Raw genomic sequence first — 15,057 nt, 5'->3', positions numbered from 1 at the left:
GCATGCCCCAGGGCACATTGAAACCACCTCAACCATCAAGCATGAAGGGGAAAGACACTGCGCCTGAGCGCGAACAAAAAGGGGAGCACGTCAAATTCTTTCGTGATGAAAGAAGAGACGCGCTCAAAAATGATGATGTTTTGTTCGAAGCTCTGACTAGCTTACATGCTCGTGCCCTTCTGGTGGCGAGGGAAGCAATATGTCTGCTTCAAGGTGGCTTTCCCGATGGGGCCATGAGCCGTTGGCGGACGCTCCACGAATTTAATATTGTTGCACATTTTCTTCTTATCCAAGACGAGGATACTGCCCGCTGTTATTTGGCCAGCGCCTACTTTCAAGCCTTAAAGCACGCCAAACAAGCCAGGGATTATGCCGACCGAGATCAATCGATTGCGGTTAATGATGATGTGATTGAGGCGCTTGAAGGACGATGCGAAGAATTGAAGCTTAAATTGGGTGATGACCTGAGTGACGATTACGCATGGGCACGGGCAGCTTTACAGCGAAAACGCGTAACCTTTCTTGATCTTGAGAAGGCAACTGAACGAGATTTTTGGCGGCCACGATACCGTTGGGCGTCTAAGCATATTCACGGCGGCCATGAGGGGAGCAGGGGCATGTTGGGTATGTCGGAAGCCGACAAGCATGTTAAAATGCTAGTTGGCCCTAGTAATGGAGGGTTTGTCGATCCAATTCAAATGATTGCGCACAGTGTTGCAGACGTGAGCGAAGCACTTTTTTCCTCTAAGCCCGACATAATGCGCAAGATTGTAGTCGCAGTTCTTTGGTTGTTTGCCGAAGATGTTGGCCCGGTAGCAATGAAGTGTCAGGAGGATTTCTGTCGTCTTCATGGCTTTTATCCTGATATATAATCAACATCGGGCTGGGATTGTTTGAGGGGTAAGCTGGGCCGGAACCTGCCTCTCCCCCAATCCACATCTACGCGTCCTCCCGTCCCCAACCAAAACTGCGCCACCAAGTAATCCGCCCGGATTGCGCCGCCGCGTCGGCAAATTGTACCCTAGGGCATGGACAGCCCCTCGCCAGACATCACCTTGCCCCCCAACGCTGTGACCGACCCGCACGAGGTGCTGCACCGCCTATTCGGGCTTTCCGCCTTTCGCGGGCAGCAGGAGGCGGTGGTCTCGCATGTCATCGCCGGGGGCGATGCGATTGTGCTGATGCCAACGGGCGGCGGCAAATCCCTCTGTTACCAGCTGCCCGCCTTGTGCCGGGGCGGGGTGGGCATCGTCGTCTCGCCGCTGATCGCCCTGATGCGCGACCAAGTGGCCGCGCTGCGCCAGCTCGGCGTGGCGGCGGCGGCGATGAACTCCAGCCTCACTGGCCCCGAGCGCGCACAGGTGCGGGCCGATCTCCGCGCCGGGCGGCTGAAGCTGCTCTACGCCGCGCCCGAACGGCTGCTGATGCCGGATTTCCTGGAAATGCTGGACGGCGTGAAAATCGCGCTCTTCGCCATCGACGAAGCGCATTGCGTCAGCCAATGGGGGCATGATTTCCGCCCGGAATATCTGGAGCTGGCCCAGCTGGCGGCGCGCTTCCCCGGCGTGCCGCGCATAGCCCTCACCGCCACGGCGGACCCGCAGACACGCGAGGACATCGCCCACCGCCTGGCGCTGGACGAGGCGCGGCTGTTCCTCTCCAGCTTCGACCGCCCGAACATCCGCTACGCCGTGCTGCGCAAGGAGGCCCCCATGCGCCAGCTGCTCACCTTCCTGCGCGCGCATGAGGGCGAGAGCGGCATCGTCTATTGCCTCAGCCGCAACACGGTGGAGCAGACGGCGGCGGCCCTGAACGAGCATGGCATCAAGGCGCTGCCCTACCATGCCCGGCTGCCGCCCGAGGTGCGCTCCGCCAACCAGGACGCCTTCCTGACCACCGAGGAAGGGCTGGTGCTGGTCGCCACCGTGGCGTTCGGCATGGGCGTCGACAAGCCCGATGTCCGCTTCGTCGCGCATCTGGACCTGCCCGCCAGCCTGGAAGCCTTCTACCAGGAAACCGGCCGCGCCGGGCGCGATGGCCTGCCCGCCGAGACGCTGCTGCTCTACGGCATGCAGGATCTGGTGATGCGCCGGGGCATGATCGAGCAGAGCGGCGCGCCGGCGCAGGTCAAGCAGATCGAGCGCACCAAGCTCGATGCGCTGCTGGGCGTGTGCGAGACCGTCACCTGCCGGCGTCAGGCCATCCTGGCGCATTTCGGCGAAACCCTGGCCCAGCCCTGCGGCAATTGCGACAACTGCCTGACCCCGGCCGAAACCTGGGACGGCACGGTGGCGGCGCAAAAGGCGCTCTCGGCGGTGGTGCGTACCCGCCAGCGCTTCGGCGTCGGGCATCTGACCGACCTGCTGCTGGGCGTGAAAACCGAGAAGATCGAGCGCTTCGAGCATGACAAGCTGCCAACCTTCGGCGTCGGCACGGAGCTGGACCGCAAGGGCTGGGGCTCGGTGTTCCGCCAGCTCATCGTGCGCGGGGCGCTGGAGGTGGACCACGACAATTACGGCGCGCTGTGCCTGACGGAAGCGGGCGAGGTGATCCTGCGCGGCAGGGAGAGCGTGCGGCTGCGCCAGGAGACCGCCAGCGGCAGCGCGCGCACGCTGCTGAAGAAGAAGGCCGGGCGGCTGGAGGTGGCGGCGCAGGACCAAGCGCTGTTCGAGGCGCTGCGCGCCGAGCGCACCCGGCTGGCCAAGGAGCAGAACTTGCCTGCCTATGTCATCTTCCACGACGCCACCCTGGCGGCCATCGCCGCCGCAAGGCCGGGGGGCGAGGCGGATCTGGCCCAGATCCCCGGCATGGGCGCCTCCAAGATCGAGCGTTACGGCGCGATGATTTTAGGCGTCGTCGCCGCCGAAGAGGGGCGATAAGCCTCCGCCCCCTTGTCCCCCGGCGAAAACTCAGCTTGAAGCGGCGTTTTCGCTGACGGGGATAGACTATGAGACCATTGCTGGGGGTTGATTTCGGCACGACGAACAGCGTCGTTTCCGAACTCGCGCCGGACGGAACCGTGCGCAGCCGGCGCGTCAGCCTGGGCCTTGCCGATTTCGACGTGTTCCGCACCGTGCTGTGCTTCTGGAATGAGACCAGCAAAGGCCGGAGCACCCTGCATCACGCCGCCGGCCCCGCCGCCATCGAGGCGTATCTGGACGACCCGGTGGATAGCCGCCTGATCATGTCCATGAAGAGCTATCTGGCGCAGCGCAGCTTTACTCAGACCAACGTCTTCGGCCGCGTCTTCTCGCTGGAGGAGATGATCGCCGTGTTCCTGCGCGCCCTGCTGGGCGAAGGGCATGACGGCGTGCACATCGTCGCCGGGCGGCCGGTGCGGTTCGCCGGGGAGTTCGCCGATGACGAATTCGGCGAGGCCCGGCTGCGCGCCGCCTATGCCGCCGCGGGGTTCACCTCGGTCGAGACCGCGCTGGAACCGGAGGCGGCGGGCTACCGCTTCATCCGCGCCCTGACCGCCCCCGCCACCGTGCTGGTCGGCGATTTCGGCGGCGGCACCAGCGATTTCTCGCTCATCCGCTTCACACCGGGGGAGACGCAGCCCATCACCTCGCTCGGCCATAGCGGCCTTGGCATCGCGGGCGATGCGCTGGACTACCGGATCATCGACCATGCCGTCTCACCCCTGCTGGGCAAGGGCGACATGTACCGGGTCATGGACTCCGTAATGCCCGTGCCCGCCGATTATTACTCCGGCTTCGCCCGCTGGCACCGCCTCTCGCTCATGCGCACGCCGCGCATCCTGAGGGATATGGAGGAGGTCGCACGCACCGCCATGCATCCCGCGCGCCTGCGCCACCTGATCTCGCTCATCAAGGACGAAGTCGGCTACCAGCTTTACCAAGCCGTCAGCAGCGTGAAGGCTGAACTCTCGCGCACGCAGACCGCCCGGCTGCACTTCGAGCATGAGGGCTTTATCGTTGACCGGACGATCCACCGGGAAGAGTTCGAGGCCTGGATCGCCCCCGATTTGGCCCGCATGGCGGCAAGTGTCGATCAGGTACTGCAACAGGCGAACCTGCCGCCGGAGGCGGTTGACCGTGTCTTCCTGACTGGCGGCACGTCTTTCGTGCCCGCGGTGCGGCGGATTTTCGCCGAGCGCTTCGGGCCTGAGCGGCTGTCCGCGGGCGGGGAGTTCGTCTCCGTATCGGAGGGGCTGGCCCTGATCGGGGCTGATCGCGCCAAGACAGGAGTGTCGCGCAAGATCAATGCTTGAAACTTGCCGCATGGCCAAAACCCGCACTACCCTGCCACCCATGTCCGAGCAAAACTTCGCCGCCGAACAATACGCCCCACGCGCGGCCGATTACGTGACCAGCGCCGTGCATGCGCAGGGGGAGGATCTCGACCAGATCGAGGCGCTGGTGACAGGCCATGCCGAGGCCGTGGCGCTCGATCTTGGTTGTGGCGGCGGGCATGTGAGTTATCGCGCCGCCCCGCATGTGGCCCGCGTGGTGGCGGTGGATGTCACGGCTTCCATGCTGGAGCAGGTGGCTGCCAACGCGGCGGCGCGTGGGATGACAAATATCGAGACACGCCTAGCCCCGGCGGAGGCGCTCCCTTTCCCGGATGCCAGCTTCGACATCGTGCTGTGCCGCTTCACCGCGCATCATTGGCAGAATCTCGCCAAGGGGCTGGCCGAGGCGCGGCGTGTGCTCAAGCCGGGCGGGCGAGGGTTGTTCATCGACACGGTCTGCCCCGCCTCGCGTGTGCTGGATACACATATGCAGGCGGTGGAGCTGCTGCGCGATCTCTCGCATGTGCGCAACTATTCCATCGCGGAATGGGTGGCGGAGCTGGCACGGGCCGGGTTCACGGTGCAGGGCACAACTCTGCGCCGCCTGCACATGGAGTTCGCCAGTTGGACGGCGCGCACCCGCACGGCGCCTGACCTTGCCGCCGCTATTCGGCATTTGCAGGACACCGCCTCGCCAGAGGTGCGGAGCCATTTCAACATCGGCGCGGATGGCAGTTTCGACATCGAGGCCGCCGCCTTCGAGGTGACGGGCTAAACCAGCCCCGCCGCTGTGTCCGCAAACTGGCCCCAGAGCGTGCTCATCGCCTGCGCCAGCCCCTCGGGCGTGTTGCCGCCCGGTGCCGTGGCGGCAAAGCCTTGCAGCCGGAAATCCTGCGCGCTGGCCGGGCGTGTGCCGATCTGCGCCTGCAGCGTCACGATGCCGCTGGCGTCGGGCGTGAAGCGCAGCACCTGGATCTCCACATACACATCCGGCGCGGCGCCTATCGCCCCGCCATCCTGCAACACCGTATCGCCGGGCAGGCGCTGGGTGAGGTTCTGCACCATCACGGTTTGCAGCATCGAGGACAGGGGGGCAGCCCAAAGATCATTGGCATAGGCGTTGAGCTGGTAAGCGTCGCCGGGGCGCACGAGGTTGTTCTGGTCGAGATCGCCAGGGACGCCGACATTGCGCACCCCGATGCGCTTGCCATCGCCCCCGCGCACCGCCCCCGGCACCGCCGCCAAGCGGTAATAACGCGGCGGAGACGACGCGCACCCCGCCAGCGTGCCCGCCAGCAGGAGGGAGAAACCACGCCGCCTCATGGCCCCTTCCTCCCCAGCAGCAGCGCCTGCGGGTTGCGGCTGAGATAATCCGAGAGTGCCTTCAGCGATTGCATGGCCGCGTTCGTCTCCTGCAGAACCTGCTGCGTGTTGCGCTGGAAGTTGGAATCCGTGCCGTAACCCTGGTCGAGCGCCTGCAACGTGGCATTGGCGCTCTTCAGCGTCGCGGCCAGTTGGGCGAGGCTCTCCTGCATCGCCTTGCCGCCCAGCGTGTTGTTGGTGGTGACCAGCAGCTTGTTCAGGTTATCGCCGATCTGATCGAAGGGCATCTTGTCCATTTTGGCGGAGAGATCAGCCAGATTGGTCAGCATCTCATCCAGCCCGCCGGGCTGCACGGGCAGCACCAGCGCGCCGCCTTCCTGCGTCACCTTGGCCGGGGCGGCGTTGGGCACGTAGTCGAGCGAGATCATCTTCTGCCCGGTCACATAGCTGGCGGTGCCCATTTCCACGCGCATACCCTTGGCCACCAGGCGTTGGAAGTCGCTCAGCGGATCGTAGCTCGCCTGCAACTGGCTGGAGGTGAGCACGCGCTCGGGTTGCACCTGCATGGCCACGCGCACCCGCGCATTGCCGGTGGCTTGGTCGATCTCCAGTTTCACATTGGTCACATTGCCCACCTGGATGCCCAGCATGTTCACCGGCGCGCCGGGGGTCAGGCCGTTCACGTCGCTGGCCATGTAGGCCACAAGCGGGATCTGCGTGTGGTAGGAGGCCGAATCCGCCTCCTGGTGCGAGGCATAGAGCCGGAAGCTGGCGCCGCTGGGGCTTGGGGCTTCGGTCATGGCGGCGGGAGGCACATTGAAGGTGACACCGCCCGCCAGCAGCGCCTGCGCCGATTGCAGCTGCAATTGAAGCACGCCGCCCTGCACGCCCAACGCCACGCCGGAGGAGTTCCAGAACTGGCTGTCGGGCCGCACGAGGTTGTTGTACGGCGCGCGGATGAAGACGCTGACCTTCACCGGCCCCAGCCCGTCGCCCAGATCGTAGCCCAGCACCTCGCCGACCACGACATCGCGGTAAAACACCGGCGAGCCGGATTGCAGCGAGCCGACGCTGTTGGCGGTGAGGGTGTAGGTGCTGCCGGGTTCGTCCGAGCGCACGCCGGGCGGCTGCTCCAGCCCGGTGAAGCTGTCCTCGTAATCGCCGCCCGGCGTGCCGGGGTCGACCGAGATATACGCGCCGGAGACCAGAGTCTCGAAGCCGGAGATGTCGGTGAAGTTCAGGCGCGGCCGCTCCACCCAGTACCGCGCATGGCTGTTCAGGAAGCGCGCCCCCACATTGTTCATCCGCACCTTGACGATGACATGGCTGTTATCGCGCGCAAGGTCGATGCTCTCCACCGTGCCCAGCGCCACGTCCTTGTATTTCAGCTGGGTCTGCCCGGCTTCCAGCCCCTGGGCCGTGGTGAAGCTGAGGGTGAGCAGCGGTCCTTGCTCGAGGAGCGTGCGGTAGCCGAGATAACCCGCGATCATCGCGGCGACGACGGGGATCAGCCAGACGAACTGGAAGCGCGGCCGGCGCAGATGCGCGCGCGGCTGGCCCTGGGGGGGCGGGGTTGTGGTGCTCATGCCTCGGCCTGCTCCGGTTGTTCGAGCGCGTCCCACATCAGCCGGGGGTCGAAGGCGCTGACGGCGAAGATGGTCAGCACCACCACGGCGGCGAAGCACATGGCGCCGAGATTGGCCTGCACATTGGCGAAGCGCCCGAAGCGCAGCAGCGCCACCAGGATGGAGACCATGAAGATGTCGATCATCGACCAGCGGCCGATGAAGTCGATAAACCTGTAGGCGCGGGCTCGGGCGATCAGGAAATCCGTCCGGCCGAGTTGCGTCAGCACCAGGAGGTACACCATGAGCACCAGCTTGATCAGCGGGATGGTGATGCTGGCGAAGAACACCAGAAATGCGAGCGGCCACAGCCCGTTCTGCGCGAGTTCGACGATGCCGTGCATGATGGTGTAGCCCTGCGTTCTTGCTAGTTGGGTGACGACCATGAAGGGATAGAGGTTGGCCGGGATGTAAAGCAGCGCCGCCGCCAGCACCAGGGCCCAGGCGCGGGCGATGCTGTTCTCCTTGCGATGGCGTAGCGGGGTGTGGCAACGCCGGCAGGGTTCGCCTTCCTCGGCGTGGTTAAGCAGGCCGCAGAAATCGCAGCCGATGGGGCCGGCCTCGGTATGCTGGTGCGGATGGTTCCCGCGCTCATCCAGCTTGCGCCACAGGGCCTCGATGTCCAGGCTGCCATCGGCGGCGGCCATGGCCAGCATGTAGCCGATCAATGCGTAGAGCGCGGTGTCCAGATGCACGGTGGCCATGCCGGTGAGGCGCGTGTAGGCGACGAGAAAGCCGAGCAGATACACGTCGATCATCGCCCAGGGCGAGAGCGGCAGATACCAGCGGAACAGCAGCTTGAGCAGGCGCGGCGGAAGCACATGCCGCCCGCCCAGCACCAGCAGCAGAATGGCGAGCTTGGCGGCGGGAGCAAGCAACGTGACGGCAAAGACCAGCGCCGCCACCAGCCCCCAGCCCTGGGCCAGGAGCTGCGCCGGGCCGGTATCCAGCCGCGCCAGCGAGAAGCGGCCATAGGCCTCGATTTCCAGAAACGGCGCCACCAGCGCGAACAGATAGAAGGGCAGGGCCGCCGTGGCGCAGGCGAGGGGGAAGCTGATATTCACCTGCCGCATCCGCCAGAGCGGCTCCGCGCAACGGGGACATTCCGCCACCATGCCGGGGCGGCGTGGCCCCAGGCGGCAGAATTGGCCGCAATGCGGGCATTCCCGCCAGTCCAGCGCGTCGGCCGGAATGGGCAGGGCGCTGGGCATCAGGGCGCTGCGGGCGTGGTGAGCATGCGGGCAGGGACGCACGCCGGGGCATGCGGCGTCAAGCCGTTCCCCCCTGGTCAGGGGGTTTGATCAGGGTCAATGTGAGCGCGGAACTGGGCGGTTATCCGCAAGGCCAGGAGACATGACCCTATGCTGCTGAAGCTGACGCGCAAACAAATCGGGCTGGCCGCCGGTGCCGCCGCTATCGCCGTGTTTGGATGGTGGCTGCTGGCCCCCGGCGGCAATGGGCGGACGCTGTATGGCGATGTCGAGATCCGCCAGGTGGACCTCGCCTTCAACGCCGAGGGGCGAGTGGACCAGATGCTGAACCAGGAGGGCGACAAGGTGAAGGCCGGGCAGCTCCTTGCCACGCTGGACGACGCCACCTATGCCAACGCGCTCGACCTCTCCAAAGCCAAGCGCGATGCCGCCAAGGCCCAGCTCGACCTGCTGCTCGCCGGCTCGCGCTACGAGGATATCGACCACGCCCGCGCCGCTCTGGCCGCTGCCCAGGCCAATTTGGCGCATGCCAAGGTCTCCTTCACGCGCCAGCAATCTCTGGTGGGGCGCGGCGCCACACCGCAGCAGACGCTGGACGACGCCCGCATGGCCCTCGATTCCGCTCAGGCTCAGGTGAACGGTGCGCAGGCCCAGCTCACCGAGCTGATCAACGGCCCGCGCAAGCAGGAAATCGACGCCGCCCGCGCCCAGTACCAGGAGGCCCAGGCCCAGGTGGCTCTGGCGCAGACCGAGGAGGATCGCACGAAGCTTTATTCCCCGGTGGATGGCGTGATCATGACCCGCGTGATCGAGCCCGGCACGGTCGTGCTGCCTTCCAACACCGTGTACTCCATCGCCAATACCTCGGAGACCTGGGTGCGCGCCTTCGCGCCCGAGACCATGCTGGGTCGCGTGGCCCCAGGCACCAAGGTCACCATTACCGAGGACACGCCCGGCGGTAAAACCTATCACGGCGTGATCGGTTATGTGTCGCCGATGGCCGAGTTTACACCCAAGACGGTGGAAACGCCCGATCTGCGCACCCAGCTCGTCTACCGCTTCCGCGTGCGGGTGACGGACGCCGATGACGGGTTGCGCCAGGGCATGCCGGTGACCGTGACGCTGCCATGACCCCGCTCGCCCGCGCCGAGGGGCTGAGCCATGTTTTTGCCAGCAAGACCGGTTCAACTAAGGCGCTCGACGCCATTACCGCCGAAATCGCGCCCGGGGTGATTACCGGCGTGGTCGGGCCGGATGGAGCGGGCAAAACCACCTTCCTGCGGCATCTGGCCGGGCTGCTGCGGCCCTCGGCGGGGCGGGTGGAGGTGCTGGGGCACGATATGGCGAATGACGCCGCCGCGGCGCATCCGTTCATAGGCTACATGCCGCAGCGCTTCGGGCTGTATGAGGATCTCAGCGTGGCCGAGAACCTCGCTTTGTTCGCCGATCTGCACGGGTTGCGGGACGCAGCGCGGGAAGAACGCGCCAAGCTGCTGCTGGAATTCACCGGTCTCGCCCCCTTCACCGCGCGCCAAGCCGGGGCGCTCTCGGGCGGCATGAAGCAGAAGCTGGGCCTCGCCTGCGCGCTGCTGGCCCGGCCCAAGCTGCTGCTGCTGGACGAGCCTTCCGTTGGCGTGGACCCGGCCTCGCGCCGGGAGCTGTGGCGCATCGTCGAGCGCATGATGGGGGAGGCGAAAACCGCAGGCACCGAGATGGGCGTGGTCTGGGCCACCTCGTATCTGGACGAAGCCGAGCGCTGCGCCTCGGTACTGCTGTTGCACGAGGGCAAGCTGCTCTCCGCCGCACCACCGGCCGATTTCCTCGCCCCCATGGCCGGGCGGGTGTGCCGGGTAACACTTCCCGCCGCCCAGCGCCGCCGCGCCGTGGCTATAGCCAAGTCCCTGCCCGGCGTGCTGGACGCGCTGGTGCAGGGCGACAGCCTGCGCCTTGTGCTGGCCCCAGGCGCCGCCCCGCCTGACGCCGCCTTGCTCGGGGGCAGTGAGACGAAGCTGGTGCCGCCGCGCTTCGAGGATGGGTTCATGGATCGGCTGATCGCCGCCGCCCCGCCACAAAAAACCGCGCCCCCGCCGCCCGTGGCGAGCTTTGCCGATGGCGCGGTGATCGAGGTGAATCACCTGATCCGTCGTTTCGGGGAATTCGTGGCGGTGAACGATGTCAGCTTCACCATCGCGCGCGGCGAGATCTTCGGCCTTCTCGGCCCCAACGGGGCGGGCAAATCCACCACCTTCCGCATGCTATGCGGGCTGCTGCGCCCCAGCTCCGGCAGCGCCCTGGTGGCGGGGGAAAATCTGCTCGCCGCCGCCGCCCAGGCCCGCGCCAAGCTTGGCTATATGGCGCAGAAATTCTCGCTCTACGGCGAACTCACCGTGCGCCAGAACCTGGATTTCTTTGCCCGCGCCTATGGGCTGGACCGCGCCGCCCGCCGCCTGGCCATTGCCGACGCGCTGGCGCGCTTCGAGCTTGCGGAGGCGGCCGACAGCCTCGCCTCCGCCCTGCCGCTGGGGCTGAAGCAGCGCCTCTCTTTGGCCGCCGCCCTGATGCACAAGCCGGAGATATTGTTCCTCGACGAGCCGACCTCGGGCGTGGACCCGCTCAACCGCCGGGCCTTTTGGGCGCGCATCGGGGAACTGGCGGCGCAGGGCGTCACCGTGCTCGTCACCAGCCATTTCATGGACGAGGCGGAGTATTGCGACCGTCTCGCCATCATCAATGCCGGGCGCGTGCTGGTGACCGACACCCCCGCCGCGCTCCGCGCCCGCGTGCGCACGCCCGCGCTGCCGGACCCGACGCTGGAGGACGCGTTCATCGCCCTGGTGGAAGGAGCCGCCGCATGAATCTCAGGCTGCAACGCCTGCGCGGGCTGGTGCGTAAGGAGGTGCTGCAAATCCTGCGCGACCCCTCCGCGCTGATGATCGCCTTCCTGCTGCCCTTCATTCTGCTCATCATCAACGGCTTCGGCCTGTCGCTGGACGCGCATCACATGAAGATTGCAGCGGTGGTGCAGGCCGGGGGAACGCAGACGAACGGCGTGGAACAGGCGCTGGATGCCTCGCCTTATCTCTCGGTGTACTGGGCGCCGAGCAGTCAGGCCGCGCGCCAAGCGCTGGATACGGGCGAGGTGCGCGGCATCCTCACCCTGCGCCAGGATTTCGCGCAGAAACTTGCCCGCCCGCAGCGCTGGCCCGCTGATGCGCAGCTCGCGGTAAACGCCACCGACCCCAACACCGCGCGGCTGTTGCAGGGCTACGTGACCGGCGCCTTCACCTCCTGGCTACAAGGCGAGGCGGCGGAGCGAGCGCTCTCCTTGGGCGGCGGGCCGGTGCTGGAGACGCGCTATTGGTACAACCCGCAGCTCAGCTCTACCGATTTCATCGTGCCGGGCGTCATCGCGCTGGTCATGTCGATGACCGGCACGCTGCTCACCGCGCTCATCGTGGCGCGCGAGTGGGAGAGGGGCACGATGGAATCCATGCTCGCCTCGCCCGCCGGGATGGCCGAGCTGGTGGGGGCGAAGCTTGGCACGTATTTCGTGCTGGGCATGGGCTCCATGGCGCTCTCGGTGCTCATCACCGTGTTCGTGTTCGGTGTGCCGCTGCATGGCGGGCTGTTGGCGCTCACCTTCACCGCCGCCTTGTTCCTCATCTTCACCCTGGCGCAGGGGCTGTTCATCTCCACCCTCACGCGCAACCAGTTTGTGGCCGCGCAACTCGCCTTCATCACCACCATGATGCCCGCGATCATGCTCTCCGGCATGTTGTTCGACATCGCCTCCATGCCGCGCTGGCTGCAGCTCGTCACCTATCTCTTCCCCGCGCGCTATTTCGTCTCTGCGGTGCAGACGATCTTTCTCGCGGGCGATATCTGGTCCGTGCTTCTCCCCAATCTTTGTGGTCTCGCCATCGCCGCTTCGCTCACCGTCGCCGCCACGCTGGCCATCACGCATCGCCGATTGGACTGACCCGCCATGCTCGCCCGCACCATCGCCCTCATCATCAAGGAGCTGATCTCCCTCTGGGCCGACAAGAAGACCCGGTTCGTGATGCTGATCCCGCCGCTGATCCAGGTCATCGTCTTCGCCAATGCGGCGAATTACGACGTGTGGCATGTGCCTCTTTCGGTGTGGAACGAGGATCTGGGTGCACAATCGGCGGAATATATTCGCGGCTTCTCCTATTCGCCCGCTTTTGCCACGGCGCCCGATGTCTTCAGCCCCGCTCAGGCGCAGAACGTGCTGGAATCGAAAACTTCCGCCGCAGTTCTGCATATTCCACAAACTTTCTCGGCCGACATGCTGGCGGGCCGCCCCTCGCATGTGCAGCTGCTCATCGATGCGCGGCGCTCCAACACGGCACTTCTCATCGGCAACTACGCCGCCGAGATCACCGCCACTTATAACCAAAGCCTGCACCCAGGCATTCCGCCGCCGGTGGATATCGAGCTGACCAATTTGCTTAACCCGGAGCTGGAGAGCCAATGGTTCATCCTGCCAGGGTTGGTCGCCATTCTCGCGCTCATCATGGCCACACTGGTCAGCTCGCTCTCACTGGCGCGCGAGAAGGAGCTGGGCACTTATGAGCAGATGCTGGTGACCCCCTTGCGCCCGGCCGAGATCATGCTGGGCAAGGCGGTACCGTCGCTCATCGTCGGGCTTGTGGAGGGGAATATCGTGCTGCTGGCGGCGCTCATTTTGTTTCAGCTGCCGTTCAAGGGCAATCTGCTGGTGCTGGAGTTGTGCCTTGCCATCTTCAGCCTCGCGGGCGTGGGCGTGGGGCTGGCCATCTCCGCCTTTACCCGCACACAGCAGCAGGCGATCCTCGGCGTGTTCGTGTTCGTCGCCCCGGCGATCATGATCTCGGGCTACGCCACGCCGGTGGAGAACATGCCACCCGCCATGCAGCTGCTCAGCCTGCTTGACCCGGTCCGCTACATGCTGGTGATCGCGCGTGGGATGTTCCTGGAGACGCTGCCCGCCAGCGTGGTGCTGGCGCAGTCCTGGCCGATGGCGCTGATCGCCGCGGTGACGCTGATTGGGGCGACGTTCATGGTGCGGCGGTCTATTTCGTGAGGGGGCGGGTTCCGACCCGTTATGGTCATTTCCGGCCCATGGCAGCTTAATTTGATAGCGGCCATCGCCTAGTTCTCCATTCTTTGGGGAAATGTGTCCAAGCCAGTTATTTTAACCGGTGGATTAGCTATAAAGCCTTAATAGGAAGGGCACCTTGCCCTGTATTGCACTCAACTGCTCGCGTTGACTTGGATGTGGTAGAATACACAAGACTTCGCTGCGCAACGTCCTGCATTCGCCGGAAGTGAAAGGCAGGGACACGCGCAGCAGGATGGACAGTTTGATGGCTTCTTCTGCTTGGTTCGGATTTGCCGTGGCGCTTGGCATCGGGCTGCTGATCGGGCTGGAGCGTGAGCGTAGCAAGGGCTCAGGCGCTGGGCGGCGGGCGGCGGGGATACGGACGTTCGCGCTGCTGGCGCTGCTCGGCGCCGTGGCTGGCCATCTCGGCGGGGGGCTTCTGGCGCTCGTCATGCTCGGTGTGATGGTGCTGGCGGGCCTGTCCTACTGGAGAGACCGCAGCGACGATCCGGGGTTGACCACCGAGGTCGGGCTACTGGCGACACCGCTCCTCGGCGCACTCGCCATGTCCGATACCAGCTTGGCCGCTGCGCTCGGCACGGCGGTGGCGGTGCTGTTCGCCATCAAGGCGCCGCTGCACGGATTTGTCACGCATATCCTCACCGCGACGGAGGTAACGGATGGACTGATCTTCGCGGTGTCGACGCTGATTGTCTGGCCGCAATTGCCAGACCGATACATGGGCCCGTTCGCGGCGCTGAACCCGCACAGCCTGTGGTTTCTCGTTATCCTGGTGATGGCGATCGGCGCGTGCGGCCATGCGGCGACGCGCGCGATGGGCACGCGCTTCGGCCTGCCGGTGACGGGGCTGGCGTCGGGCTTCGTGTCTAGCACCGCGACGATCGGCGCGATGGCGGCGCTGGCGAAACAGGCGCCGGCCAGCATGAATGCCGCCGTGGCGGGGGCGGTGTTCTCCACAGTGGCAACCTTCATCCAGCTCTCGGTGCTGCTGGCGGCTCTCTCCCGCGCCACGCTGCTGTTGCTGGCGCCGGCTCTGGCGTCGGGGGCGGTTGTTGCGACACTATATGCTTTGGCCTTCGTGCTGCGTGGAGGGCGCGCGGCGGCGGCGGCGGAGCCCGGCCGGGCCTTCAACCTCAGCGTTGCGCTCGGGCTCGCAGCGCTGATCGCGGCGATGCTGCTAGGCGCGGCAGCGCTGCGCGCTTGGGCGGGCGAGACCGGAGTGATGGCGGGGGCACTCTTCGCGGGATTTGTCGATGCGCATTCGCCCGCAATTTCGATCGCTTCGCTGGTCGCAGGTGGGAAAATGGCGCCGAGCGAGGCAGTGCTGCCGATTCTCGCGGCGGTGACGAGTAACACAGTCTCGAAACTGGCGATGGCGCGCGGTGTGGGAAGCCAAGGCTTCCTGCTGCGCATCGCGCCGGGGGTCGTGGCGCCTGTGGCCGCGGCCTGGGTGGCGGCGCTGGCGCTGGGATGAGGCAACGGCAAGCAGGGTACAATACTTCGGTATTGCAACGAATA

Annotated in this window: 12 protein-coding genes; 9 read left to right on the top strand and 3 right to left on the bottom strand. The window is 65.7% G+C overall.

Annotation, left to right across the window (positions count from 1 at the left end):
- The 4 genes from HNP71_RS13245 to HNP71_RS13230 all read left to right on the top strand — a co-directional run.
- Nucleotides 1–872 (top strand): DUF5677 domain-containing protein (locus tag HNP71_RS13245; protein ID WP_221246903.1); only part of this gene is annotated, 872 nt, incomplete at its 5' end.
- Nucleotides 873–1,028: 156 nt separating this feature from the next.
- Entirely contained in the window at nt 1,029–2,879 is a 1,851-nt protein-coding gene (gene recQ, locus HNP71_RS13240) for a DNA helicase RecQ (RefSeq protein ID WP_183267422.1), read from the top strand.
- Nucleotides 2,880–2,947: 68 nt separating this feature from the next.
- Nucleotides 2,948–4,234, top strand: a complete 1,287-nt coding sequence (locus HNP71_RS13235) for an Hsp70 family protein (protein WP_183267421.1) — start codon at nt 2,948–2,950, stop codon at nt 4,232–4,234.
- A 10-nt stretch (nt 4,235–4,244) separates the two neighbouring features.
- A complete protein-coding gene (locus HNP71_RS13230) occupies nt 4,245–5,030 on the top strand; it encodes a class I SAM-dependent methyltransferase (protein ID WP_246344223.1) in 786 nt (261 codons plus the stop codon).
- On the opposite strand, the gene HNP71_RS13225 is transcribed toward HNP71_RS13230, so the two are convergent.
- Genes HNP71_RS13225 through HNP71_RS13215 form a run of 3 tightly spaced genes read right to left on the bottom strand, consistent with a single transcriptional unit; the run spans nt 5,027 to nt 8,414 of the window.
- Nucleotides 5,027–5,578 (bottom strand): PqiC family protein, encoded by a 552-nt coding sequence (locus HNP71_RS13225; protein WP_183267420.1) that lies wholly within the window; start codon nt 5,576–5,578, stop codon nt 5,027–5,029. The genes HNP71_RS13230 and HNP71_RS13225 overlap by 4 nt on opposite strands.
- Complete coding sequence (locus HNP71_RS13220) at nt 5,575–7,164, bottom strand: PqiB family protein (RefSeq protein WP_183267419.1); 1,590 nt, start codon at nt 7,162–7,164, stop codon at nt 5,575–5,577. Before HNP71_RS13220 ends, HNP71_RS13225 begins: the two co-directional genes overlap by 4 nt.
- Nucleotides 7,161–8,414 (bottom strand): paraquat-inducible protein A, encoded by a 1,254-nt coding sequence (locus HNP71_RS13215; protein ID WP_183267418.1) that lies wholly within the window; start codon nt 8,412–8,414, stop codon nt 7,161–7,163. Before HNP71_RS13215 ends, HNP71_RS13220 begins: the two co-directional genes overlap by 4 nt.
- A gap of 150 nt (nt 8,415–8,564) precedes the next feature.
- Between HNP71_RS13215 and HNP71_RS13210 the strand changes: the two genes are divergently transcribed.
- The 5 genes from HNP71_RS13210 to HNP71_RS13190 all read left to right on the top strand — a co-directional run bounded on the left by HNP71_RS13210 (nt 8,565) and on the right by HNP71_RS13190 (nt 15,013).
- On the top strand, nt 8,565–9,545 hold the full coding sequence (locus HNP71_RS13210; RefSeq protein ID WP_183267417.1) for an efflux RND transporter periplasmic adaptor subunit: 981 nt from the start codon (nt 8,565–8,567) through the stop codon (nt 9,543–9,545).
- Nucleotides 9,542–11,269: an ATP-binding cassette domain-containing protein gene (locus HNP71_RS13205; RefSeq protein WP_183267416.1), complete on the top strand. Its 1,728-nt coding sequence runs from the start codon at nt 9,542–9,544 to the stop codon at nt 11,267–11,269. Before HNP71_RS13210 ends, HNP71_RS13205 begins: the two co-directional genes overlap by 4 nt.
- A complete protein-coding gene (locus HNP71_RS13200) occupies nt 11,266–12,393 on the top strand; it encodes an ABC transporter permease (RefSeq protein ID WP_183267415.1) in 1,128 nt (375 codons plus the stop codon). The genes HNP71_RS13205 and HNP71_RS13200 overlap by 4 nt, the downstream gene beginning before the upstream one ends.
- A 6-nt stretch (nt 12,394–12,399) precedes the next feature.
- Complete coding sequence (locus HNP71_RS13195; protein ID WP_183267414.1) at nt 12,400–13,500, top strand: ABC transporter permease; 1,101 nt, start codon at nt 12,400–12,402, stop codon at nt 13,498–13,500.
- Between the two features lie 283 nt (nt 13,501–13,783).
- A complete protein-coding gene (locus tag HNP71_RS13190; RefSeq protein WP_183267413.1) occupies nt 13,784–15,013 on the top strand; it encodes an MgtC/SapB family protein in 1,230 nt (409 codons plus the stop codon).
- The last annotated feature ends 44 nt before the right edge of the window (nt 15,014–15,057 follow it).

This window comes from Acidocella aromatica (assembly GCF_014201825.1).
GTDB lineage: Bacteria > Pseudomonadota > Alphaproteobacteria > Acetobacterales > Acetobacteraceae > Acidocella > Acidocella aromatica.
Note: the sequence above shows the minus strand (reverse complement) of the source record. Positions and strands in the feature narration are given on the sequence as shown.

Bases quoted from the DNA above. Each gene is read 5' to 3' on its own strand.
- recQ (WP_183267422.1), top strand. From the start codon at position 1,029: ATGGACAGCCCCTCGCCAGACATCACCTTGCCCCCCAACGCTGTGACC.
- HNP71_RS13235 (WP_183267421.1), top strand. From the start codon at position 2,948: ATGAGACCATTGCTGGGGGTTGATTTCGGCACGACGAACAGCGTCGTT.
- HNP71_RS13230 (WP_246344223.1), top strand. From the start codon at position 4,245: ATGGCCAAAACCCGCACTACCCTGCCACCCATGTCCGAGCAAAACTTC.
- HNP71_RS13225 (WP_183267420.1), bottom strand. From the start codon at position 5,578: ATGAGGCGGCGTGGTTTCTCCCTCCTGCTGGCGGGCACGCTGGCGGGG.
- HNP71_RS13220 (WP_183267419.1), bottom strand. From the start codon at position 7,164: ATGAGCACCACAACCCCGCCCCCCCAGGGCCAGCCGCGCGCGCATCTG.
- HNP71_RS13215 (WP_183267418.1), bottom strand. From the start codon at position 8,414: ATGCCCAGCGCCCTGCCCATTCCGGCCGACGCGCTGGACTGGCGGGAA.
- HNP71_RS13210 (WP_183267417.1), top strand. From the start codon at position 8,565: ATGCTGCTGAAGCTGACGCGCAAACAAATCGGGCTGGCCGCCGGTGCC.
- HNP71_RS13205 (WP_183267416.1), top strand. From the start codon at position 9,542: ATGACCCCGCTCGCCCGCGCCGAGGGGCTGAGCCATGTTTTTGCCAGC.
- HNP71_RS13200 (WP_183267415.1), top strand. From the start codon at position 11,266: ATGAATCTCAGGCTGCAACGCCTGCGCGGGCTGGTGCGTAAGGAGGTG.
- HNP71_RS13195 (WP_183267414.1), top strand. From the start codon at position 12,400: ATGCTCGCCCGCACCATCGCCCTCATCATCAAGGAGCTGATCTCCCTC.
- HNP71_RS13190 (WP_183267413.1), top strand. From the start codon at position 13,784: ATGGCTTCTTCTGCTTGGTTCGGATTTGCCGTGGCGCTTGGCATCGGG.